This window comes from Microbacterium sp. B35-30 (genome assembly GCF_010634855.1).
Classification (GTDB): domain Bacteria; phylum Actinomycetota; class Actinomycetes; order Actinomycetales; family Microbacteriaceae; genus Microbacterium.
The window spans coordinates 1-22,160 of the sequence record NZ_MWLQ01000053.1 but is presented as its reverse complement, the minus strand read 5'-3'; the positions used below and the strand labels follow the sequence as shown (position 1 = coordinate 22,160).

Genomic DNA, 22,160 nt, shown 5'->3' with positions numbered 1-22,160 from the left:
CGTCCTTTCGGTGGTCACAGTGGCGCCACTGTCGCGCGTGCGGGGCCGATCGCCATCTCCTCGCCGCTGGCGGCGCGTGCTTCGGCGTGCGCGACGAGCCGCGCCACGAGGTCGGTGGGAAGCGGAGGCTGTCGTCGCACCACACGTCCACGGATGCGTCGGAGACACGCCTCCATCGCGAGGGGGTCGGCCGCGATCGCCTCCGAGCCGCGCGCCTGCCTCCAGCCGTTGATGACGGCTGCGGCCGCGGTGAGCAGCGCGACGCAATGGGCGAGCTCGAGCATCTGGTGCGGGTCCGCCGTCCCATGCCCGCCCGCTTCCACGGCGGCGACAGCAGCCTCGGCAGCGGCCGCGAGATCGGCATGCACCTCGACGGCGCCGGGCGCGTCGGACGCGATCGCCGCGGCGACGGCCGGCTGAAGGAGCGCGCGCGGCGCCGTGGCACCCGTGTCACCGCACCACGCGTCCACTGCGGCGGCCGCCGACGGCAGTGCGTCGGCGAGGTCCGGTACGAGGATGGAAAGTGCGGAGAGGTCGCGCACATGCTGCTCGATGAGCTCGAACGGCGCGATCCGCGCATAGAACGTCGAGCCGGCGAGCACCGACACCTGCTGGGCCGCCTCTGCCAGCAGCAGGCAGGTCAGGTGGGCGCTCAGCGCGACCGCGATGGCGGCCGCGGGCGCGTGCGCGTCCGCCAGGCACACGGCGGCGCTGCTGAGCGCGTCGGCAGTCAGGGCGTCGGCCAGAGCCGCCGCCAGCAGCGAGCGGGCATGCGGGATGTCGAGCACGGTCCCGCCGTAGAGCTGACGGCTCTGGGAGTAGTGGACGCACTCGCTCAGCGCGGCGTCGAGCGCTCCGAGCGCCGCCGCAGGCACCGCGGCCCGGATCGCGATGACCCGGGCGAACCCGGACCCCGGCACGACAGCCACCGGGACGATGCCGGATGCCGGCTGTGCCGTCGTGTCGAACCGGTAGGTCCGCAGCGCGCTCGTCACCAGATGGCCCTCAGCGGGCGCTGTACCCCCGACGGCGGTACCCCCGACGGTGAGGCGCCCGATGAGCGGCTCGAGTGCATCGAGTCCTGCCGAGACGTCGCGCCCGAAGGCGGGACGCGCGTGCTCCACGCTCTCCGCGATGCTCACGATCGCTCCGTCCACGAGGGCAGCAGCGTGACGGCGCCGCTTCCACCGGCGTGCGCGCGCAGCGCGGCGTCGAGGAGCGCGTCCGCGACCGCGGTGTCGACGGTGTCCGCCCCGAGCCGGTTCGCCACCCGCTGCAGCGCGGCCGCGAGCCAGGCGTCGCTCTCCCCCAGCGGACCCGGGATCGCGCCCAACCGTGCGAGATGGACGGCCAAGGCGCACGCGGCACCGAAGATGAGCGCGAATCGTTCGGCGAGGTGGAAGGCGAGCGGATCGGGCTGCGACTGCCGGGGCAGGTCGCCGGCCTCGGCGAGCAGCGCGGTGTATTCGTCGCGGATCCAGCGCGCCGCATCGACCGCGGCGCGGGACGTGCGACCGTCGTCCACCGCGTCGACGAGCGCCGGCAGCGAACGCAGCAGCCGGGAGCCGTGCCGGGTGACCAGGCGCAGCGACGCCGTGTCGAGCGCGTCGTGCTCCACGTCCGCGCGGAGCGGCGCGAGCACCTCCGGCAGCGGCGGCGGTGCTGCCGGACGCAGCTGGTTCGGCAGCTCGTTGACGATCATGTTGAGGTTGACCACCGAGTTGCCGTCGAAGATCCCGACGACGCGGCTGTCGCGCGCGGCCTTCTGGAACGCGCCGAAGGCGGACGGATGCAGCCCGCCCGAGCCCTCCGAGCCGACGATGAGCGCTTGCGGGCCCAGCAGACGGGTGAGGTCGCGGAAGAGCAGGTCGGCAGTGTCGGGGCCGAGGAACTTCACCAGCGCGCTCACGAGCGCCATCTCGCCGGGCACGGCGTGCGCAGAACGCACGCCGACCAGCATCAGGCACTCGACCAGGAGCGCGTCGGCGACGGCGACTCCCAGTGCACGCCGGGACGCGGGCGCGTCGAGGAGCCGACCGCGCACGCCGTCCGGCACGGAGGCGGCATCGAGCGCGGTCTGCAGCGCCCGGTCGACGGCTCCCAGCGACAGGCCGGTCGTGAACGGGCGGGTCAGCTGCAGGCTCTTCAGCACGATCTCGAGTCCGTGCCCGGCGGGGCCGACGAGGGCGTCCGCGCCGACGACGGATCCTTCGAACCGGATGCCGGCGAGGTTGGCGCCGCGCAGGCCGTGCGAGGCGACCTTGGCTTCGTACCCGATCGTGGCGGGGTCGGCCTCTTCCTTGTCGACCAGCACGAGCGACAGCGAGCGGGGACCTGGCCGTTCGTCGGAGCGGGCGAGCACGGTCATCGCCCGGCAGCGGACGGCGTTGTTGATCGGCCACTTCCCGCCGTCGACGCGTACGGTGCCGGTGCCGATCTGCGCGGACGTCGCCGACCGCGACAGGTCCGAGCCGCGGCCGCGTTCGGTCAGTCCCCACGACACGGGGCGTCCGGTGTCGACGACGCCCGCCATGCGGGTCGCGATCTCGCCGCCCGCGACCCAGGCGCAGATCGCGCCGAGGAAGGTCTTGCCGTGCACGGCGGCGACGGTGAAATCGCGCCGCGCGAGGTGTCGGATCATCAGCAGCGGCACGAGGGCGTCGCCCAGCATGCCGCCGTGCGCCTCGGGTACGTACCACTGCTGCAGCCCGAACGCGGTGACGGCCGCGATCTCGTCCTCCGGAAAGGCCGACCTCTCGTCGAGCAGCACCGATCGCCTCGTCGAGACGACCGCCTCGTCATCGGCGGGGTCCCCGAGGAACGCGTCGAACGCGCGCACGGGGGCGAGCGTGCCGGCGTCCGCGCCGGTGGCGACCGCGGTCATGCCGGGACCGTTTCGAACCCGTCGAGGTGGACGAGCTGCAGTCGCTGCTGGTGGAGAAGCCGGCGCGTGAGTGCGCGCTGCACCTTGCCGCTGGTGGTGCGCGGCAGCGTGCCCTTGCGGATCAGCGCCACGCCCAGGGCGGGCAGCGTGAACTCCGTCGCCACCCGCGCGCGCAGCGCCGTGGCGAGTGCGTCGAGGTCCTCGGCGGTCGCCGAGGGGTCCACCTCGGCGACGATGCCCACCTCGGGAGCCACGCCCGGGCGCTCGAACGCCGCGCTGAGGCATCCTGCGCCCAGCAGCTCCGCCGCGCTGTGCTCGAGGTCCTGGGGGTAGATATTGCGCCCGCGGACGATGATGAGGTCTTTGAGGCGGCCGGTGATGACGAGTTCGCCGTCGACCATCGCGCCGAGGTCGCCGGTGCGCAGGTACACCTCGTCGGCGACACCGGCGAGGGTCGCGCCGAATTCGGCTGCCGTCTCCTCCGGCCGGCGCCAGTAGCCCTGCGTCACGCTCGTGCCGCGCACCCAGATCTCGCCGATGCGTCCGTCGCGGAGCTCCACGGCCGTGGCCGGATCGACGATCGCGATCTCCATGCCCGCACCGGGCCGGCCGCACGGCACCAGCTCGGCGGTGCGCTCGCCCGGGCTCGCCGGCAAGATGTGGTCACGCTCGAGCGCGTCGGCGCTGACGACGATCGCCCGTGGCGGCACGGTGTCGCGATGCGCGGTGATGAGCAGCGTCGTCTCGGCCATGCCGAATGCGGGCACGAAGGCCTCGCCGCGGAACCCCGCGGCGGCGAACCGCGCGGTGAACGCGTCGAGGGTGTCGATCCGCACCGGCTCCGCGCCGGTGATCACGGTCTGCAGCGATGACAGATCGAGTTCGGCGAGCTGTTCGTCCGTCACGAGACGGCTGCACAGGGCGAAGGCGAAGTCCGGTCCGACGGTGTGAGTCGCCTTGTGCTCGCTGATCAGCCGCAGCCACAGCACCGGCCGGCGCAGGAACTGCGAGGGCGACGTCAGGTGCAGCGTGCCGCCGGCGAAGAGGGGTTGCAGGATCTGCCCGATGAGGCCCATGTCGTGGTAGTGCGGCAGCCAGCCGACGGTGATCGATTCCGCCGTCAGGCCGACGATGCCGCCGATCGCCTGCTGGTTCGCGTATAGGTTCGCGTGCGACACCATGACGCCCTTCGGCAGCCCGGTCGACCCCGATGTGTACTGCAGGATCGCGAGCGCCGACTCGTCGATGGTGGGCATGCTCCAGTCCTCCGGAGAGGCTGCGGCAGGTCCGTCGACGGCGATCACGGCGGCGTCGGCGATCGACGTCTCGCCGGCGAGGCCGAGTCCGTCCAGGGCGCCTGTCTCGGTGAGCACGGCCTTCGCCCCCGCGTCCTCGAGGATCGCGAGCAGGCGCTGGCGCACGGCATCCGCATTCCGCATCGCGGTGATCGGCACCGGGGCTGCCGCGACGCCCGCGTAGAGGCACGCGAGCAGCGCACGCACGAACGGCAGGCCCGGCTCGAAGGCGAGGATCACGACGTCGCCGGGCGCGAGCCCGGCTCGGGCGAGCTCGACGGCACGGGCGCGCGCATCGGCATCGAGGTCGACATACGACACCTCGCCGACGTCGACGGGCGAGCGATAGAAGCGGATGCCGCGGCCCGCGGCATCCGTCGCCGCCCGGCGCAGCCTGCGCACGAACTCGGTCCCGCTCTCTGCCGCGCCGCCCTCCCTCGCGGGCGCCCCGGCCCGTGGCACGTGCACTTCACTCTCGGTCATCGCGGACTCCCCTCGGTCCTGACGCCTTCGCACCCCGCGAGTTCCGTCCACTCCCCACAGCCGTACCAGCCGACGGATCCAGCGGCGACACTGCGGCACCCTCGTGGTACAGACTGACCGACGCAGGCGACGTCGCTGTTACACGCGCGTTAACTCTGCGGCACCCTCCTCGTGGTGCCGATCGCGGCGGCTAATCTGAGCGGCGTGGGGCGGATCAATGGGTATGGGGTGCTGCTGGGGGTGCAGCGGGTGCGGGATTCGGTGTACAGCCGACTCGTGGCCGGCGGCTTCCAGTCGTTCGGCGCGGGCTCGCGCATCATGCTGCCCGCGCGCATCGCGAACCCCGACCGGATCGCGGTCGGCGCCGGCGTGCTCATCGGCGCGGGCTCGTGGCTGATGGTCCCGTCGCGTGACGAGCCCGGACCCGTGATCGAGCTCCACGACCGCGTGCGCATGCGCGGAGCGTCGATCTCGGCGGTGCGCAGCGTCGTCATAGAGGAGGCCGTGGGCATCGCGGCGGGGGTGTACATCTCCGACCACAGCCACGGCTTCGACCTCGTCGACGTGCCGATCCGCGACCAGCCGCTGACCGAACCCCGCCCGGTGCGGATCTGCCGCGGCGCATGGCTCGGTCAGAACGTCGTGGTGATGCCCGGCGTCACGATCGGGGCGGGGGCGGTCGTCGGCGCGAACGCGGTCGTCACGCGCGACATCCCGCCGCGAACGGTCGCCGTCGGCGCGCCGGCGCGCGTGGTGCGAGAGCTGGTGCCCGGGTGACGGAAGCGGACTCGCGCTTCCACCGCACGACGGCCGGGAGCACAGCCGAAGGCACCGACGACTTCGTCTTCACCTTCTCCTTCGAGACCTACGCCGACGCCGTGCGTCGTGGCATGATGCGGCCGCCGGATCGCATCGTCTCCAGCCTCATGCGCAGCCCGAACGTCGGCCGCTTGGTGGTGGCGAATCCGTTCCGCTGGCTGCCCCGCGTGACGATGTCGCCGGTGCTCGACCGGGACGCCCGGTTTCCGGCATCCGATCGGATCTGGCTCCATTCGCCCGCCCGCCGCAGGCGCGCAGACCGCCTCGATGCGACGGAGGTCGCCGCCGAGTACGCGGAGTACGACGCGTCGCTGCGTCGAGAGGCGCAGCGGCGCGGGCTCAGCGAACCGGTGGCGCTGACCTGCAACCCGCTCGTCGCCGGCTTCTCGCCCTTCGAGTGGACCCGTCACACCACGTTCTTCGCGCGCGACGACTGGCTGAGCTCGCCGGGCCGCAGCGAGTACTGGCCGGCCTTCCGCGAGGCGTACCGTCGCATCTCGGCGTCCGGCCGCAGCGTGGTCGCCGTCTCGGCGCAGATCCTCGAGCGCATCGAGCCGACCGGGCCCCACGAGGTGGTCCCCAACGGCGTGGAGCCCGCCGAATGGCTGCAGGCGCCGCCGCCGGAGCCCGACTGGCTCGCCCGCGTGCCGCGATCGCGGGCCGTGTACGTCGGCACGCTCGACAGCCGGCTCGACGTGGAGGGGATTGCCGATTTCGCGCGTGCCCGGCCCGACGTGCACACCGTGCTGCTCGGTCCGCTGCCCGACGCGGCGTACATCGCGCCGCTGCGCGCGCTGGCCAACGTGCACGTGCACGGCAGCGTCGGCCGCGCAGAGCTCATCGCCACCCTGCGCAACTGCGATCTGGCCCTTGTCGCGCACCGGCGGACGCCGCTGACCGAGGCGATGAGCCCGCTGAAGCTCTATGAGTACCTCGCCGCGGGTCTGCCTGTGCTGTCGATCGATCTGCCGCCGGTGCGCGACATCAGTGACCGCGTGTGGCTGACGCCGGCGGTCTCGGACTTCGTCGACGTGGTGGACGACGCCCTGCGGGCCGGTCCGGCCGACGAGATCGCGAGGATCGCCTTCGTCGAGGGCAACTCGTGGACCGCTCGCCACGAGCGGATCATCGCGCTCGCCCGCGGCTGCTGACGCCGCGGTGTTTCGCGCGTGTCACGCGCACCCGAAGCCTGTGTAAACAGGTGGTGACCTTCCTGGCATCGGGCCGATGGCGAGGCTAGCGTGGCCTTCGCGAGCGGGGATCGCATCGACGGGCACTGGGGCCGATGGCCTCGTTATGCGTGTCGGTTGCGTTCTTGGGGGTGCGCCCGTGTCATCTGCTTTTCTCGATCTTCGTTCGACGGCCCGACCGGCGTCTCCCGTCGAGTTGTTCTCGACGGTCGCCGAGATCGCGCCGCAGCCGCGCAGGCTGGGCTGGCGTCGCCGTCTCGCCTGGGGCATGATCGCGACGGATGCCGCCGCCATCGCGGTCGCCGTGTTCACCGCTCAGCTCCTGAGGTTCGGCGACCCGGTTCGCGCCGGTGCCGTCTCGACCGCGGACGTCGCTTACGGGCTCATCAGCATCGCGCTCATCGTGGTCTGGCTGGTCGCGCTCACCGCGACACGCAGCAGGCTGCTGCGCAACACCGGCACGGGCATGGTGGAGTACCAGCGCGTGCTGCAGTCGACGCTGCTCACCTTCGGCGCCTTCGCGGTCGTCGCCTACCTGTTCCAGCTGCAGCCGGCGCGCGGCTACCTGGCGATCGCGCTGCCGTTGGGGCTCGTGCTGCTGATCGTGGGGCGCGGCGTGTGGCGCACGTACCTGCACGCGCTGAGGCGCGCGGGACGGTGCATGACGGGCGCGATCGTCGTCGGCGAGCAGGACGACGTGCTGCGCGTCGTGTCGCAGCTGCGCAGCCATTACCGCATCGGCTATCGCGCGATCGCGGTGAGCACGCCGGGGTCGCCGCACGCGGGCCCGGTCGAGGAATCGACCGAGGTGCTGCCGTTCGTGCCGCTCGACGAGGTCGCGCGGGTCTCGAAGAACCGCCGGGCGCGTGCGGTCATCGTCGCGGGGAGCCTGCCCGGCGGCAATGATGCGATCCGGCGGCTCGGATGGGAGCTCGAGAACTCGCAGGTCGAGCTGATCCTCATGTCGCGGCTTACCGACGTCGCCGGCCCACGCATCCATATGCGGCCGATCAGCGGCCTTCCGATGGTGCATGTCGACCTGCCGCAGTACTCGGGGTACAGCCATGCGGTCAAACGACTGTTCGACGTGTCGGTCGTCACGGTGGCGCTCCTGCTGCTTGCGCCGGTGTTCGCCGCCATCGCGGTGGCCGTGCGCCTCGGCAGCCCGGGTCCGGTGATCTTCCGGCAGGAGCGGGTCGGGGCCCACGGCGCACGGTTCACCATGCTCAAGTTCCGCTCGATGGTGGTCGACGCCGAGGCGCGGCTGGCGGAGCTGCGCGCGCTCGACGAGGGCAACGGCGTGCTGTTCAAGCTGAAGGACGACCCGAGGGTCACCCGCGCCGGCCGCTTCCTCCGTGCGTACTCGCTCGACGAGCTGCCGCAGCTGTGGAACGTGCTGCGCGGCGACATGAGCCTGGTCGGCCCGCGTCCGCCGCTGCCGAGCGAGGTGGAGCAGTACGAGGGCCCGGTCAGTCGCCGCCTGCTCACCCGCCCGGGGATCACCGGGCTGTGGCAGGTCAACGGCCGCTCCAACCTCTCGTGGGAGGACAGCGTGCGGCTGGATCTGTACTACGTCGAGAACTGGTCGATCACCGGCGACATCGTCGTACTCGCGAAGACTGCCAAAGCCGTGCTGCACCGTGACGGCGCCTACTGAACCACCCGAGAGGTCGTAGGAACATGCCAGGTCTCATCGTCCAGGAATGGATAGAGCGCTCGGGTGGCGCCGAACAGGTGCTGGACGCCTTCCGGCTGGCGCTGCCCGACTCACGGATGTTCGCGCTGTGGAGCGACGACGGCGAGCGGTTCCCTCGCAGCTCGGTGCACGAGTCGTGGATGGCGCGCACGCCGCTGCGCCGCCACAAGGCGATGGGGCTGCCCCTCATGCCGGCGACGTGGCGTGCCGCCAAGGTCGGCTCGCTGCCGGACTGGGTGCTGACGAGCAGCTATGTGTTCGCGCACCACTGCGACTTCGGCACGCGTCGCGACGGTGTGCCCAAGTTCTCGTACGTCCACTCGCCCGCTCGCTACCTGTGGGAGCCCGAGCTCGACGGGCGCGGGAGCTCCGCGGCGCTGGCCGCCGCGCGCAGCATGCTCAAGCGCGTGGATCGCGCAGCGGCGGTGCACGCCGGCGATCTCGCGGCGAACAGCGAGTTCGTGCGCCGGCGCATCCTCCGCTCGTGGGAGCGCGACGCGCGCGTGATCCACCCGCCCGTGAAGGCGCGCGAGATCATCGAGGGTGGCGACTGGGCTGAGGCGCTCACCGGCGAGGAGCAGGCGGTGCTCGAGGCGCTCCCCGAGCGCGGCTACCTCATGGCGGCGTCGCGATTGGTGCCGTACAAGCGCCACGACGCGGTGATCCAGATGGGCGATCGGCTGGGCGTGCCCGTGGTCGTGGCCGGCACCGGGCCCGAACGCGAGCACCTGCAGGCGCTCGCCGCGTCGGCGTCGGTGCCCGTGCACATGCTGGGGTTCGTGTCGGACGCGCTCATGCGGGCCCTGTTCCAGCGCGCGCTCGCCTTCGTGTTCCCGCCGGTCGAGGACTTCGGCATCATCCCCGTCGAGGCGATGGCGGCAGGATGCCCCGTCATCGTGAATCGCGAGGGCGGCGCCGCCGAGTCGGTGATCGACGGCGTGACCGGCTTCACGGTCGATCCCGACGACCCGGTCGAGCTCGCCGCGGCGGTGGCGGGCCTGGAGCGCATCGACCCTGCTGCCGCGCGGGAACGCGCCGCGGAGTTCGACATCTCACGCTTCGTCGCCGAGGTGCGGACGTGGGTGCTGGGCGAGGGCGCGACGGATGCCGGGTCCCCACGTGCTTCGTCGGCGCCCGCGTCCCCGCGCGCCGACGCCGCGCGGGTCTCAGCCTGACGCAGGGCGCGCACGGCCCTTTCCCGGTCGTTGAGCGAGCGAGGTACGAGCGAGTCGAAACGCGCCGCTCTGCCCTGCTGCCGGTCGTTGAGCGAGCGAGGAACGAGCGAGTCGAAACGCGCCGCTCTGCCCTGCTGCCGGTCGTTGAGCGAGCGAGGAACGAGCGAGTCGAAACGCGCCGCACCCGGCGCACTCCGACCCCGACATTCCCGCACACCAGGGGCGTTTCGACTGCGGGCGCTAGAGCGCCCTCCGCTCAACGACCGACGGGGTGTTCCCCTCTGCCGGTCGTTGAGCGAGCGAGGAACGAGCGAGTCGAAACGCGCCGCACCCGCTACGCGGCGGCGGGCTCGGGCAGCGGCCGGCCGAAGAGCGCCGCCTCGGCGTGGGGGTAGCCCGATGCCCAGTCGGCGCGGCGCCGCCAGACCGTCGTCCACGGCCGGTTCGCCCGGCGCGTCACGGTCTCGAGGGCGGCGCGCACGGCGACGCCCGTCCTCAGCAGCAGCACCCCGACGGCCGCGCGTCGCGGCGGCCAGGACTTCTGGAGATAGGTGACCTTGCCGGCGAGCACCATCGAGCCCTTCGAGCTGCCCGCCGACGATCCGCCCACGGTGTGGATGATCGCCGCCGGGGGATAGACGACCCGGGCCATGCCGCGCGCCGCCGCCCGCATGCTGAACTCGGCGTCCTCGCCGTAGAGGAAGAAGTCCTCGTCCATGCCGCCCAGCTCGACGAAGTCGTCCCGGCGGATGAGCAGCAGGCATCCGGTGATGATCGGGACCTCGCGGATCGTATCGCGGGGCCACGTGCCCAGCGACTCGGGATCGAACAGGCGGGAGCGCCGGAAGACGGTCGACAGCATCGTCGCGTACATGCTGAGCGACCACAGCGTCGGCGCGCCCCAGCACGAGGAGGGCTCGAGCGTGAGGTCGGCGCGCAGCGTGCGCCCGCCGACGATGCGGTACTGCGGATGCTCGCGGGCGAACCCGATCATCCGTGGCAGCGAGTGCTCGAGCATGAGCGCGTCGGGATTGAGCAGCAGCACGAACTCGCCGCGCGCGAGGGCGGCTCCGCGGTTGACCGCGCGGGCGAACCCGAGGTTCTCACCGGCCTCGACCACGTCGATGCCCGGGTGCGCCGCGCGCAGCGCGGCCGCGCTGCCATCACCCGATCCGTTGTCGACCACGACGATTTGCGCATCGAGACCGCCCAGGTGCGCGAGCACCGAGCCGACGCACGCGACCGTGTCGTCGCGGGTCTCGTAGTTGACGATGACGACGGTGACGTCGGGGGCCGGGGTCTGCACGGGGTCCTCCCAGAGGTGATCGCGGCGGATGCCGGTGCTCAGAGCGGCACGGGGGCGAGGTCTTGCGAGCTCACCGCGCGCCAGCGGCGCGCGGTGTCGAGGGTGGACGCGCGGAGCGAGGTGGGCTCGCACACGATGGCCAGCCCGCGCTCGCCCAGGAACCGCGCGAGATCCTGCTGGTGCGCGTCGACGTGCTCGCCGTGCTCGACCGAGCGCGGTGCGAGCACCGGTACCTTGCCGGCGGACAGCGCGGCCAGGGCGGTGCCGGTGCCGGCGTGCCCGATGATCACGTCGGCCTGCCGCAGAGCCGCGCCGAGCTCGCTCGAGGGCAGCGACGAGACCGCTGTGATCGGAAGGTCCGACACGTCCGTGGCTCCGACCTGCCACAGCGTCTCGACGTCGCCGTCGAGGTCACTGAGAGCGGCGCGGGCGCCGTCAACGAGCCGTCGGTACCCGAAGTCGCCGTTACCGCCGACGGTGACCACGGCGCGGCGGATCGGCGCGGGGTCTTCGACCGGCTCGACGCGGAAGCCGTCGAACACCGAGAGCGCGTACCGCCACCGGGCGTTCACCGCGTGCGGGTACTGCACGTAGCGGTCGACCCACGGCACCCGCTCCATCACCTTGCCCGTCGCCGAGATCCCGGTGACGCGCGTCGCGCTCTCGATGTAGGTGAACGGCACGCGCCGCGCCGACGCGGGCACGAGCGCCGACAGCGCGATCTGGGCGCCCGTGCTGATGACGCGATCGACACGGTGGTCCCGCATCGCCTGCAGCGCGATGCCCGTGTCGCGCATGACGCCGGCGTAGTCGCGCGGCGGCCGGGTGGGCACGTGGTACACCGTCTCGCCCTCGAGCAGCGACCGGCTCTGCGCGGTGTCGTCGGTGAGCCAGACGACGTCGTCGCCGTCGGCGACGCGGGGGGCGAGCATGGTCAGCTGCGTGAGGTGGCCGCCCGAGATCGCGACGAGGAGCGTGGTCATGGTGCGGCCTCCATGAGGGTGTCCCAGGCGATCTCGGCGATCACCTGCTGGCCCGCCACGGACGGGTGGAAGTGGTCGATCGCCGAGATCTCGGCGGGCGAGAACTCGTAGGCGAACACGGCGCCGCCGTCCGAGATGCAGGCGCTGTCGGCGGCGCACACCTCGGCGATGACCGCGTTGAGCTCGTCGGTGCGGGCGGCGACGGCGTCGCGCCGTTCGGTCGAGGCCGCGTCGGTCGCGGCGGCGTCGCCGAGCAGGTTGCTGCACGACGGACTGCTGTCCCAGACCTGACGGGTGCCTTCGTCGTCGCGGCCGACCTCCCACAGCCGGTGGAGGTCGGGGATCGACAGCGCGAGCACGCGGGCGTCCGGCAGGCCCTCGCTCAGCGCGGCGAGCAGTGCTGTGTACGACGCCCGGAAGTCCTCGACGCTCGTCATGCCGTCGACGTCGGCGGCGCAGACGTCGTTGCCGCCCAGCAGCACGAGCACGAGCTCGGGCGCGGCCACGATCACCTCGTCGACACGCGCGACCGCGTCCGCGACCGTGCCGCCGTCCTTCGCGGCGTTGACGGTGTCAGGAACGCTGCCGTTGGCTGCGCCGATGCGCATCGCGACGGAGCCGACGGCGGGTTCGTCACCCGTGGCCCAGCTCGCGGCGGTGCAGCGCCCGGGCTCGGCGCAGGCGTTCACGCCCAGGGTCATCGAGTCTCCGAGTGCGCCGATCGTGGAGACCTGCGAGAGCGTGGGACTCGACTCGAGCTCGTCGAGGTCGACCGGCTCGGGTGCGGGCGCACCCGCGCAGGCGGTGAGCACCGCCAGGAGGAGTGCGATCGCGGCGGTCGTCGCGGCTGGTCTTCTCATGCCATCACCCGGCTCGTGTCGTCTCGGTTCCAGGTCCGTGTGCGCGCGCGAGCGATGTCGCGACGGGCGAGCACGTTGGGAAGCGTCCAGCTGACGCAGTACACGGCGAAGGGCACCCAGAGGCCCGGCCGTGCCGCGACCCGACGCGCGAGCCCGCCGCGGGATGCCGCGGACGGCCGCGCGGCATCCTGGTGTTGCATCCGGTCGGGCAGCTCGCGGTTGCCGCGGGCGATGCGGACCGAGCGGCGCAGGTGCGCGCGCATGTCGGCCGCCGAGCGCACACTGAACGTGTGGTCCGCGAGCATCGCGCGCTCGGCGGGAGCGAAGAGCTGCTGCACGAACCGGTCGTCGGCGATGACGTCGGGCCAGCCGTCGAACCGGGCGCGGCCCGCCCGCGTCAGCGCGTAGACCCCAGAGCCGATGTGGTCGCTGCGGCGGTAGTCGCTGAGCTCCCATATCCGGTAGTGCTGACGCACGAGCCACGACGCCCCGGAGGTGTCCACGTGCAGCCGAGGAGATGCGACCTCGATCCCGGGCGCGTCGAGGGCGTCGGCGAGCGCCAGCAGCGCGTCGGGGTCGATCCGCACGTCGGCGTCGACGTAGGCGCGGGGGAAGGCGGTTGCGGCGTCGTCACCGGCCTGCAGCGCGGCGACCTTCGAGGTCTCCGGTGTCTCGACGACCTGGACGCCGTCGTAGGCGCGTGCGCGGGCGGCGGTGTCGTCGGTGCAGCCGTTCGCCGAGACGATGATCTCGAACTCGTCCCTCCGGCCGGAGCCGCACAGTGTACCCAGCACGCGGTCGATCACTGCGGCCTCGTCGTGCGCGGGGATGACGATGCTCAGCCGCGCGGTCATCGGCGGGCCCCCGGCGTCCAGGCAGCTCTGGGTGCCACGGCCGTGCGCGTTCCCTCGGTGACGACCCACGCGGCGACCGCGAGCAGCATCATGTGCACGAGGAACGACTGGAAGAAGCCGAACGCGTCGAAGAAGAACAGCGCCGCGCTGTACCCGGCGATCGAGACGGCGAGGGCGAAGGCGAGCAGCGCGTGCCGGGCCTCGGCCGCCCAGCGCAGGGCGTAGACGAGGAGCATGACGACCGGCGTGAGCATGAAGATCGCGTAGCCGATGACGCCGAGTGCGCCGCCTTCCATCAGGATGCTGAGCACCTGGTTGTCGAGGATGAAGGAGTTCGCCTCGTCCCCGACGACGATGCGACTGCCGAAGCCCTGCCCGAAGAAGGGGTACTGGCGCACTTCGACGAAGGCCGGTTCCAGGTCGGCGAGACGCCCGGCTCCGGTCATCCCCGCCGAGGTGTACTGCGACGCGATGAGCGTGTCGACGTCGAGGAACGACAGCAGCATCGACTCGACCTGGGCCGGCACGAGGAACATCGCCAGCAGCAGTGCCGGCACGGCGAACGCCGCCAGCAGCAGCGCGACCTTCGGTCGCAGCACCAGGGTGAGCAGGAACATCACGCCCATCACCACGACGGCCGTGCGCGAGATGGCGGCGACGATTCCGCCGAACACGATGACGGTCCCGATTCCGTACGCGATGCGCCGATTCCACACGTTGCGCGGCCAGATGGCGTACTTCGCCAAGTAGATGAGGATGGGCAGGAACATGCACAGCATGACCGCGAGGGCGATCGGATGCTGCGCCGAGCCGTATGCGCGATTCACCCCCGCCCGCATGGCGTCGCCGCCGTCGTCACGGATCACGACCAGCGGCAGGAAGTTCGCGAGCATCAGGAACACATTGGTGCGGGCGACGCGCTCGAAGACGGCGAGGAAGGCCACGATCACGGCCATCCACGTGAGCACCATGAGGAAGCCCATCACCATGCGCTCGCTGGTCAGCAGCTGGCGCACCGAGAAGAACACCGACAGCAGGACGCCGAGCTGGAAGAAGCCCGACAGCGCGGTCGTGGCCAGCCCCTCGTTCACCAGCCGCGTGCCGTTCGCGATGAACGACACCAGCAGGGTCGCGAGGAAGATGCCGATGGGCCAGCCGAAGGCGACGGGCCGCCAGCGCCGTGACCGGTCGAACAGGAACGCGAGCCCGAGCGCGACGATCGCGACGAAGATCATGAGGCGGTACGCCTCGAGCGCGAAGGGCAGAGGGATCGGCAGCGCGTAGCGGCGGGCCGGGATGAACATGATGGTCGCCGCGAGCAGGAACAGCAGCGCCGGCCACGTGAACAGGATGCGGCGCAGCAGCACGATGAGCGCGATGCCGAGGAGGGCGGCCCCGACCGCGATCGGCGGAAGGAGGATCACCCCGGCGATCACGATCGCAGCGAACAGGACCGCGATCCCGGCGACGGCGCCCCAGCGGGGCCGTGTTCCGTCGCCGGGCGCGCCCTGGACAGGTGGAGCGTCGGTCTCGTCGGCGGGTGTGACAGGCGGTGCGCTGCCGGACGACATGTCGTGGCTCCGAAGCCGCGCGACCGACGCCTACGCGGTCTCGTTCTCGTCGACGGCGCGCCCGGCTCGGCGCGAGGGCGGGCCCGCGCCCACGAGCTCGCCGACCTCGGTATCGACCGCGATGCCGGTGGGCTCGGCTGCGGCGACGCCGGGGTCGGCATCCGTTCCGCTCGCCGGTTCTTCCGCCGCGTCGCCGGCCGCCTGTGCGCGAGCGGCCTTGCGCCGGGCGGAGCGCGAGCGCAATCCGGCGATGATGAACACCAGGACCACGAAGGCGAGGAACACGCCCACGAAGGTGACGACGACGGGGATCGCAGGGTTCGAGGAGTCGCCCTCGACGGCGTCGCTCGCGCCGAGCGGCTCGATGAGCACACGCAGCTCGGGCGCGATCTCCTGTTCGTCCTGCTCGGCGACGACGTAGGCCGTGAAGGCGGTCGCGGCGGCGCGCGAGATCTCCTCGGCGCGCGGGGCGGTCTCGGCGGTGCCGACGGCCTCCAGCACGGGCAGGTCGTAGCGACCGGGGAAGCGTTCGTCGCCGGTGGGCTGCGTGGTGCGTCGCAGCGCCGTGATCGACTCGGTGTCGTCGTCGAGCGGACCGATCTCGGCTTCGACCGTGTCCTGGATCATGTCGCTCGACAGGATGTACGCGTACACGAGCGCGATCGACGACATGTCGATGACCTGCGGGTCGGACGTCCCCTGTTCGATGGGAACACCCGGCACCTGCGACTGGTACAGCCGGTCGGACTCGCTGGTGAGCAGCATGGTCGTGGCGGCCGTCCACGTCTGCTGCGCTCGCGAGACGACCTGCCCTTCGACAATCGCGAAGCCGGCGAAGAACGCGGCCACGGCGGCGACGAGCGCACCGAAAGCCAGCACCCACTTGTAGTTCCAGAGGACTTGCAGATACTTCGGAGTCTCCATGAGACACCCTCTCTCCGTGTGCTTTCGGACGCAGACCGTCCGAACCCCCAGCACGCCATCGGGCCGTCCACGTCGCGCACCGGTCCCAGATGTGGTGTCGCGACAAGACTTGCTCTGCCATAGTCGCCCCGCATTGTTAACGGCGCCCTGTGCGTTTGTTGCACGGGTGTAAAGACTGAGCGACATTCGCCAGCCCGGGTTGTGTCCGTCTTGACGGCTCCCACAGAGTGGTCAGCGAGAGCCGGCATGGCTCCGTTGGTGGCGGGCCTCGTCCTGGGGGAGGTGGCGTTCTGGCAGTCCTGTACAGCTTTCCGTTTGCGCTCGGGTCACCCGGCATCGGCTGGACCGCATGGAACCAGGCGAATGAACTGGTGCGTGCCGGAGTCGAGGTGCACATCGTCGCCGCATCGATCGCGAAGCCGATCGAGGGCGCGGCATCCGTGCGTACAACCCTGACCGTGCGCGGCCGGCGCGTGCCGCACCGTGTGATCGGACGCGACCGTGCGATGCGCCTCCATGACGCCGTCGCTGCCGGTCTCGTCGGCCGGCTGCTCGACGGCGGCGCGGACGATGTCGTGCACGCGTGGCCTCTCGCGTCGGCCCGCACGCTGCGGGCGGCGCGGCGGCGCGGCATCCCGGGCGTTCGCGAGGTGCCCAACACCCACACGGCGCATGCGTACGAAGTTGTGGCGCGCGAGTACGCGACGCTCGGCCTCGAGCCCCGCCGAGGCGAGAGCCACACCGTCGACACGCGACGGCTCGCCACCGAGCAGGACGAATACACCGCGGCAGCGGGGCTGCTCGTGCCGAGCGAGGCCGTCGCCGGCTCGTTCCTGGAGCGCGGGTTCGATGACGACCGGCTGCTGCGGCACCGCTACGGCTGCACGGTCGCCGCGCCACCTGCCCGCGCCGACGGCGGCAGGCCGTTCACCGCGGTGTTCCTCGGCCGCGGGTCGCCGCGCAAAGGACTGCATACCGCACTGCGGGCGTGGACGGCGTCGAGGGCGGCTGCCGACGGTCGCTTCCTCGTGTACGGACTACTCGACGAGGACTACGCGGCGATCCTGGCGCCCCTGCTCGCTCACCCGAGCGTCGAGGTGCGCGGCGTCACCGCCGAGCCGATGAGCGTGCTGGCCTCCACGGATGTCCTGCTGCTCCCGACGGTGGAGGAGGGCAGCGCCCTCGTGACCTACGAGGCGCAGGTCGCCGGATGCGTCCCGCTCGTCTCGACGGCGGCGGGCGCGGTGATCGACGAGGGCGTGACCGGGATGACGCACGGCGTCGGCGACGTCGATGCTCTGACGGCGCAGCTCGATCTCCTGGCCGACCGACCCGAGCTGCTCGCCGCGATGTCGAGTGCCGCGATGGCACGGGCGGACGAACTGAGCTGGGCCGCGGCGACGCAGGCGACGCTCGCGGCCTACCGCGAGGCGGCGCGTCTGGTGAGGAGATCGTCGGATGCCGCGGCCTGAGGACGTGACGCTCGCGATCTGCTCCCGCGAGCGGGCGGAGATGCTCACCGCGGCGCTCGCCTCGTTCACGGCGGTGACTCCGCCTGGCGTGCAGATCCTCGTGATCGACTCGGCGTCGACGACGACGGCGACCCGGCGCGTGGCGGACGCTGCGGGCGTCGACTACGTGCGCAGCGACATCAAGGGACTCTCGATCGCCCGCAACCTGGCGCTCCAGACGAGCCGCCGCCCGATCATCGTCTTCACCGACGACGACTGCGCCGCCGTCGACGGCTGGATGGCGCCGATCCTCGAGGGCTTCGAGGCGCCCGTCGTCGGAGCGGTGACCGGACGGATGCTGGACCACACACTCGTCGGCACGCAGCCGGCTCCGCCGCCCCGGCGCTTCACCCGCACGATCGAGGGCATCGACGCCGGGCACGGCGCGATCATGGCGTTCCGGCGCGATCAGCTCGTCGCGCTGGGAGGCTTCGATCCGGTGCTGGGCGCGGGACGCCGGCTCGCCGGCGCGGAAGACCTCGACATGTTCTGCCGCGTCCTCGATGACGGCGCGCACATCGTCTACGACCCCTCGTGCGTCGTGCACCACGTGCACACCCGCGCGGACGACGCCTACACCGCGCTGCACCACGGGTACGGACTGGGGCTCGGGGCGCTCACGGCGAAGTGGGTGCGCCTGCGCGCGATCGTCGGGGTGCGGCTGTTCGCGGTGGCGACCAAGCGCACACTGTCGCGCGCGCTGCGCAATCGGCGCGAACCGCGGCGACGGGATGCCGACCTCGCACTGTTCCGCGGAATCCTCAGGGGGTTCTTCACCGCCGTGCGCTTCGCGCTCGACGGGCGCGTCTTCGTCGACGGCGACCCGCCGGCGCCGATCTCGCTCGGGGTCCCGACACACAGCGGAGGCGACGACTCATGAGCGCGCACCCCGATCTCCCGCGCCGGGCCGAGCTGATCAGCTCGCTCGACGAGAAGTACGTGTCGAATGCGGTCACCTTCGCGGCGATGCACGCGGCGGGCACGATGATCGTCGACGGCGCTGCGCTGCGCAGGCCCGACGGCACGCTCGACCGTGCCGCGATCCGCCGGCGGGTCGAGCGGCTGAGCTGGTTCGCGCCGGCGATGCGCCAGCGCCTGGTGCAGACTCCGCTGCGCTTCACGACGCCGGCGTGGGTGCCGGTGTCGAGTCTCGACCTCGACTATCACGTGCGGTTCGCCGACGGCGTCGAGCCCGATGACCCCGCCCGCGTGGAGCGGTTCACGGGGCGGCTGAGCCCGACCATGGATCCGTCGCGCCCGCTGTGGGACTTCGAGTTCGTCGAGCTGGATTCCGGGCGCGTGGCGATCGTCATGCGCTACCACCATGTGGTCGGCGACGCGCTGTACGGCCTGCGGATCGGCGACGTGATCGCCGGCACCGCGGCGATGGCCGAGCCGCCCGAGCCGGGCGAGGAGCAGTACCTCGAACTCGGCATCCCGCCCCGCAACGGCGTCGAGGTGCTCGCGCTCGCGTTCGAGCAGTGGCGCTCGCGACACCCGGGTGTGCGGCAGGCGTGGCGGGCGTACTGGCGCAAGTCGTTCCGCATGCGGCTGCGCCGGTGGGGCGGGCGCCTGCTGCGCCCGGTCAAGAACGCGCGCATCGCGCGGACGGGGCTGCTCGACGACGTGCGTGAGGGGCGCCGCTCGGCCTACGAGGCGGTCGACCTCGCGGCGGCCACCCGCCGCGCGTACAAGCTCGGCGGCACGGTGAACGACCTGGTCACGGCGGCGACGCTCATCGCAATGGCGCGCCAGCGGCCCGACGCCGAGTCCCTGTCGATCCTCGTGCCGATCTCGCGGCGCAGGGCGGGCGACGGCGTCGTGCGCAACGACATCAGCGTCGTCAAGGTGGTGGCGGCGGCATCCGCCCCGCTCGAGCAGATCGTGCCGAGCGTGCGCGCGCAGGTGCAGGCCGCGGTGGATTCCGGCGGCTCGGTGGTCGAGGGTGCCGAGGACTGGGTGGGCTATGCCACCTCCGTGACGTGGGGGCGCGACGACCGGTTCTTCGGCACCGCCCCCGTCGAGACGGTGACCGGCTGGCCGGCGGGCGATCCGCGCGACGAGGTGGCGTGCCTGGCGTGCTCGTACCGCCGCGAACTCGTGATCAGCGTGACGGCGCGCTCGTCGGTCGACCTGCCTGCGCTGATGGCGGTCTACCGCGAACTGCTGGCGCCGGCGCCGGTCGCGGCGGCGCCGGTCGCGGCGGCGACGGATGCGGGGGCGGCGCGATGAGCCGCCTCTGGGGTGCGCTGGCGTCGGTGTTCGACCCGCGCACGCTGCTGCACGGTCTGCGCCTGGCGCACTTCCACGGCTACTCGTTCGTGCGGCAGGTGCCGCTGATCCGGATGGGGCCGGGGGTGTCGATGGCTCCGAACGTGTCGTTCCGCAACGCGGAGCGCATCTCGATCGGCGCCGGCACGCACATCGGGGAGTTCAGCCTGATCTGGGCGGGCAACCAGACCGGCCGCATCGAGATCGGTGAGAAGTGCCTGTTCGCCCCGCACGTGATGGTGACGGCGTCGAACTACGGCATCGAGCGCGGACCGGTCCCGATCATGGATCAGCCGAAGATCGAGGCTGATGTCGTGATCGGTGCGGGCTCATGGCTCGGCGCGAACGTGGTGGTGCTGGCGGGCGTGACGATCGGCGAGGGCGCCGTCGTCGCTGCAGGGGCAGTGGTGACGAAGGACGTTCCGGCGTTCGCGATCGTCGGAGGGGTTCCGGCGCGCGTCATCGGCGAGAGGCCATCCGGCCAGAAAGTAGGGGCGAGCAGTGGGGAAGCTCAGCAATAGCGCCAGGTTCTCGGCGCGCGGGAGGAAGCACTCGACTCGGGTGATGCGGTTCGCGGGACTGGCGGTGGGGACCGCCGTCGTGGCGTCCCTTCTCGGCGGCGGCGTGGTGTCGGCATCGTTCGCCGCCGGTGACGCGGCGGGCGTGTACACCGTCAGCTTCAGATCGATGGAAGGGCTGGATGCCGCGCTCGCGGGCATCGCATCAGAGCCCGACGCCGTCTACGACAGTGTCGTGAAGGGCTTCACGGGATATCTCACGGCCGACGAGGTCGCCCTGCTGCGGGTGTCGCCCACGGTGCGGGGGCTGTCGCCGAACAAGGTGGTGACCGGCGCCGCGCAGACGGTGCCGCCGGCGGTGGGGACGGTCGAGGCCGATCTGCCGCCGACCAGCGCCCCGTCGGCGGGAGCGTGGGATGGCCCAGGACTCGCCATCATCGACTCGGGCGCGAGCGTGCACTCGGATCTCAACGTCGCCCGGCAGATCAACTGCTTCGGCAGCGGCGACGGCACCGACGCGAACGGGCACGGCACGGGTGTCGCCGGCGCTGCGGCGGCGATCAACAACAGCGTGGGGCTGGTCGGCATCGCGCCGGGTGCGCCCATCACGTCGGTGCGCGTGCTCGACAGCAAGATGCAGGGGACGCTGGCGACCCTCATGTGCGGCCTCGAGTGGGTCATGGACAACCACGAGCGCTACGACATCGCCGTGATGAACATGAGCATGCAGTTCGGACAGGCCGACGACGGCAACTGCGGCTACACCAACGGCGACGTCATCCATCAGGCGATCTGCGCGCTCGTCGACGACGGCGTCGTCGTGGTCGCGGCGGCGGGCAACTCGACGCGCGACCTGGCGCAGTACTCGCCCGGCAACTTCGACGAGGTGATCACCGTGACGAACGTCGCCGACTACGACGGCAAGCCGGGCTCGCGCGCCGCGAAGCAGTGCGCCGAGACGTCGGCTCCGGTCGACGACACGATCAACCCGAAGAGCAACTGGGCCGTGAGCGCGGCCGATCGCGCGCACACGATCGCGGCTCCCGGCACGTGCCCGTACACGACGAAGAAGGGCAACCGGTACGGCTACATCGCGTCGGGCACGAGCATGTCGGCGGCCGTGATGTCGGGCGTCGTGCTGGCGTGCTTCGCCGAGGGCTCGTGCGAGGGTCGCACGCCGCGGGAGGTGTTCCAGGTCCTCGAGGCGCAGGCGCAGGCGGCCGCGACCACGCGCGGCAAGCGCTTCGCGGGCGACCCGCTCAGCCCGATCTCCGGGCGGTACTCCGGCTGGCTGGCGTCGACGGTGCCCACAGGCACCACCCCGACCCCGACCCCGACCCCGACCCCGACGCCGACCCCGACACCGACGCCGACGCCGACGCCGACTCCCATGCCCACGCCCACGCCCACGCCGACGCCGACACCGACGCCGACGCCGACGCCGACGCCTGACACGCAGGCGCCCACGGCGACGATCACCGCGCCCACGGCAGGCTCGACCGTCTCGGGCACCGTCGCGGTGCGGGTGGTCGCCACCGACAACGTGGCGGTCACCGGGGTGACGCTGTGGTCGGGTACGACGAGGCTCGGCACGCTGGCGAAGCAGACCGACGGCTCGTGGGGCGGCACGCTGTCGTCGCGCAGCTACCCGAACGCGACCTACCCCGTGCACGCAAGGGCGGTGGATGCCGCGGGCAACACCGGGTACAGCCCGACGATCTCGCTGACGCTGCTCAACTGACGGGTGCTTGTGGGTGCGGCGCGTTTCGACTCGCTCGTTCCTCGCTCGCTCAACGACCGGGAATCCCGGTCGTTGAGCG

General features: G+C 71.9%; 18 protein-coding genes. 9 read left to right on the top strand and 9 right to left on the bottom strand.

The genetic code is table 11. The features are described 5' to 3' along the window. Positions 1-14: 14 nt before the first annotated feature. The 3 genes from B2K11_RS19500 to B2K11_RS19490 are packed head-to-tail and all read right to left on the bottom strand — an operon-like array spanning position 15 to position 4,662. Positions 15-1,142 carry an acyl-CoA dehydrogenase family protein gene (locus B2K11_RS19500; protein ID WP_163620759.1) on the bottom strand — a complete coding sequence of 376 codons (1,128 nt, stop codon included), beginning with the start codon at positions 1,140-1,142 and terminating at the stop codon, positions 15-17. Next, positions 1,139-2,884, bottom strand: a complete 1,746-nt coding sequence (locus B2K11_RS19495; protein ID WP_163620758.1) for an acyl-CoA dehydrogenase family protein — start codon at positions 2,882-2,884, stop codon at positions 1,139-1,141. Before B2K11_RS19495 ends, B2K11_RS19500 begins: the two co-directional genes overlap by 4 nt. Further along, the gene (locus B2K11_RS19490) at positions 2,881-4,662 is read right to left on the bottom strand and encodes a fatty acyl-AMP ligase (protein WP_163620757.1); all 1,782 of its coding nucleotides are present in this window, start codon (positions 4,660-4,662) and stop codon (positions 2,881-2,883) included. Before B2K11_RS19490 ends, B2K11_RS19495 begins: the two co-directional genes overlap by 4 nt. 204 nt (positions 4,663-4,866) lie before the next feature. On the opposite strand from B2K11_RS19490, the gene B2K11_RS19485 reads away from it, so the two are divergent. The 4 genes from B2K11_RS19485 (at position 4,867) to B2K11_RS19470 (ending at position 9,542) form a co-directional block, all read left to right on the top strand. Then, a complete protein-coding gene (locus B2K11_RS19485; protein WP_163620756.1) occupies positions 4,867-5,439 on the top strand; it encodes an acyltransferase in 573 nt (190 codons plus the stop codon). Further along, positions 5,436-6,632, top strand: coding sequence for a glycosyltransferase (locus B2K11_RS19480; RefSeq protein ID WP_163620755.1), 1,197 nt, complete (start codon positions 5,436-5,438; stop codon positions 6,630-6,632). Before B2K11_RS19485 ends, B2K11_RS19480 begins: the two co-directional genes overlap by 4 nt. 178 nt (positions 6,633-6,810) lie before the next feature. Further along, positions 6,811-8,328: a sugar transferase gene (locus B2K11_RS19475; RefSeq protein WP_163620754.1), complete on the top strand. Its 1,518-nt coding sequence runs from the start codon at positions 6,811-6,813 to the stop codon at positions 8,326-8,328. Positions 8,329-8,351: 23 nt separating this feature from the next. Beyond that, on the top strand, positions 8,352-9,542 hold the full coding sequence (locus tag B2K11_RS19470) for a glycosyltransferase (RefSeq protein WP_163620753.1): 1,191 nt from the start codon (positions 8,352-8,354) through the stop codon (positions 9,540-9,542). A gap of 334 nt (positions 9,543-9,876) precedes the next feature. Here B2K11_RS19470 and B2K11_RS19465 read toward each other — a convergent pair whose 3' ends face one another. From B2K11_RS19465 to B2K11_RS19440, 6 genes are read right to left on the bottom strand one after another with little or no spacing between them, the layout of a single operon-like run. After that, the gene (locus tag B2K11_RS19465) at positions 9,877-10,848 is read right to left on the bottom strand and encodes a glycosyltransferase family 2 protein (protein WP_163620752.1); all 972 of its coding nucleotides are present in this window, start codon (positions 10,846-10,848) and stop codon (positions 9,877-9,879) included. Positions 10,849-10,886: 38 nt separating this feature from the next. Further along, positions 10,887-11,831, bottom strand: coding sequence for a glycosyltransferase (locus tag B2K11_RS19460; RefSeq protein WP_163620751.1), 945 nt, complete (start codon positions 11,829-11,831; stop codon positions 10,887-10,889). Further along, positions 11,828-12,691 carry a GDSL-type esterase/lipase family protein gene (locus B2K11_RS19455; protein ID WP_163620750.1) on the bottom strand — a complete coding sequence of 288 codons (864 nt, stop codon included), beginning with the start codon at positions 12,689-12,691 and terminating at the stop codon, positions 11,828-11,830. Before B2K11_RS19455 ends, B2K11_RS19460 begins: the two co-directional genes overlap by 4 nt. Next, the gene (locus B2K11_RS19450) at positions 12,688-13,545 is read right to left on the bottom strand and encodes a glycosyltransferase (protein WP_163620749.1); all 858 of its coding nucleotides are present in this window, start codon (positions 13,543-13,545) and stop codon (positions 12,688-12,690) included. The genes B2K11_RS19455 and B2K11_RS19450 overlap by 4 nt, the downstream gene beginning before the upstream one ends. Further along, positions 13,542-15,116, bottom strand: a complete 1,575-nt coding sequence (locus tag B2K11_RS19445) for an O-antigen ligase family protein (RefSeq protein ID WP_163620748.1) — start codon at positions 15,114-15,116, stop codon at positions 13,542-13,544. Before B2K11_RS19445 ends, B2K11_RS19450 begins: the two co-directional genes overlap by 4 nt. A gap of 30 nt (positions 15,117-15,146) precedes the next feature. Then, positions 15,147-16,040 (bottom strand): hypothetical protein, encoded by an 894-nt coding sequence (locus B2K11_RS19440; RefSeq protein ID WP_163620747.1) that lies wholly within the window; start codon positions 16,038-16,040, stop codon positions 15,147-15,149. Between the two features lie 227 nt (positions 16,041-16,267). On the opposite strand from B2K11_RS19440, the gene B2K11_RS19435 reads away from it, so the two are divergent. Genes B2K11_RS19435 through B2K11_RS19415 form a run of 5 tightly spaced genes read left to right on the top strand, consistent with a single transcriptional unit; the run spans position 16,268 to position 22,081 of the window. After that, positions 16,268-17,512: a glycosyltransferase family 4 protein gene (locus B2K11_RS19435; RefSeq protein ID WP_275576772.1), complete on the top strand. Its 1,245-nt coding sequence runs from the start codon at positions 16,268-16,270 to the stop codon at positions 17,510-17,512. Continuing rightward, positions 17,499-18,431, top strand: coding sequence for a glycosyltransferase (locus B2K11_RS19430; protein WP_163620745.1), 933 nt, complete (start codon positions 17,499-17,501; stop codon positions 18,429-18,431). Before B2K11_RS19435 ends, B2K11_RS19430 begins: the two co-directional genes overlap by 14 nt. Further along, positions 18,428-19,783, top strand: a complete 1,356-nt coding sequence (locus tag B2K11_RS19425; protein WP_163620744.1) for a wax ester/triacylglycerol synthase domain-containing protein — start codon at positions 18,428-18,430, stop codon at positions 19,781-19,783. Before B2K11_RS19430 ends, B2K11_RS19425 begins: the two co-directional genes overlap by 4 nt. After that, positions 19,780-20,343 carry an acyltransferase gene (locus B2K11_RS19420; RefSeq protein ID WP_163620743.1) on the top strand — a complete coding sequence of 188 codons (564 nt, stop codon included), beginning with the start codon at positions 19,780-19,782 and terminating at the stop codon, positions 20,341-20,343. The genes B2K11_RS19425 and B2K11_RS19420 overlap by 4 nt, the downstream gene beginning before the upstream one ends. A 43-nt stretch (positions 20,344-20,386) precedes the next feature. Further along, the gene (locus B2K11_RS19415) at positions 20,387-22,081 is read left to right on the top strand and encodes a S8 family serine peptidase (protein ID WP_163620742.1); all 1,695 of its coding nucleotides are present in this window, start codon (positions 20,387-20,389) and stop codon (positions 22,079-22,081) included. Positions 22,082-22,160 lie beyond the last annotated feature (79 nt).

Coding starts and splice junctions, on each gene's coding strand:
- B2K11_RS19495 (WP_163620758.1), bottom strand. CDS start 2,884: ATGACCGCGGTCGCCACCGGCGCGGACGCCGGCACGCTCGCCCCCGTG.
- B2K11_RS19490 (WP_163620757.1), bottom strand. CDS start 4,662: ATGACCGAGAGTGAAGTGCACGTGCCACGGGCCGGGGCGCCCGCGAGG.
- B2K11_RS19470 (WP_163620753.1), top strand. CDS start 8,352: ATGCCAGGTCTCATCGTCCAGGAATGGATAGAGCGCTCGGGTGGCGCC.
- B2K11_RS19460 (WP_163620751.1), bottom strand. CDS start 11,831: ATGACCACGCTCCTCGTCGCGATCTCGGGCGGCCACCTCACGCAGCTG.
- B2K11_RS19455 (WP_163620750.1), bottom strand. CDS start 12,691: ATGAGAAGACCAGCCGCGACGACCGCCGCGATCGCACTCCTCCTGGCG.
- B2K11_RS19450 (WP_163620749.1), bottom strand. CDS start 13,545: ATGACCGCGCGGCTGAGCATCGTCATCCCCGCGCACGACGAGGCCGCA.
- B2K11_RS19445 (WP_163620748.1), bottom strand. CDS start 15,116: ATGTCGTCCGGCAGCGCACCGCCTGTCACACCCGCCGACGAGACCGAC.
- B2K11_RS19440 (WP_163620747.1), bottom strand. CDS start 16,040: ATGGAGACTCCGAAGTATCTGCAAGTCCTCTGGAACTACAAGTGGGTG.
- B2K11_RS19430 (WP_163620745.1), top strand. CDS start 17,499: ATGCCGCGGCCTGAGGACGTGACGCTCGCGATCTGCTCCCGCGAGCGG.
- B2K11_RS19425 (WP_163620744.1), top strand. CDS start 18,428: ATGAGCGCGCACCCCGATCTCCCGCGCCGGGCCGAGCTGATCAGCTCG.
- B2K11_RS19420 (WP_163620743.1), top strand. CDS start 19,780: ATGAGCCGCCTCTGGGGTGCGCTGGCGTCGGTGTTCGACCCGCGCACG.
- B2K11_RS19415 (WP_163620742.1), top strand. CDS start 20,387: ATGCGGTTCGCGGGACTGGCGGTGGGGACCGCCGTCGTGGCGTCCCTT.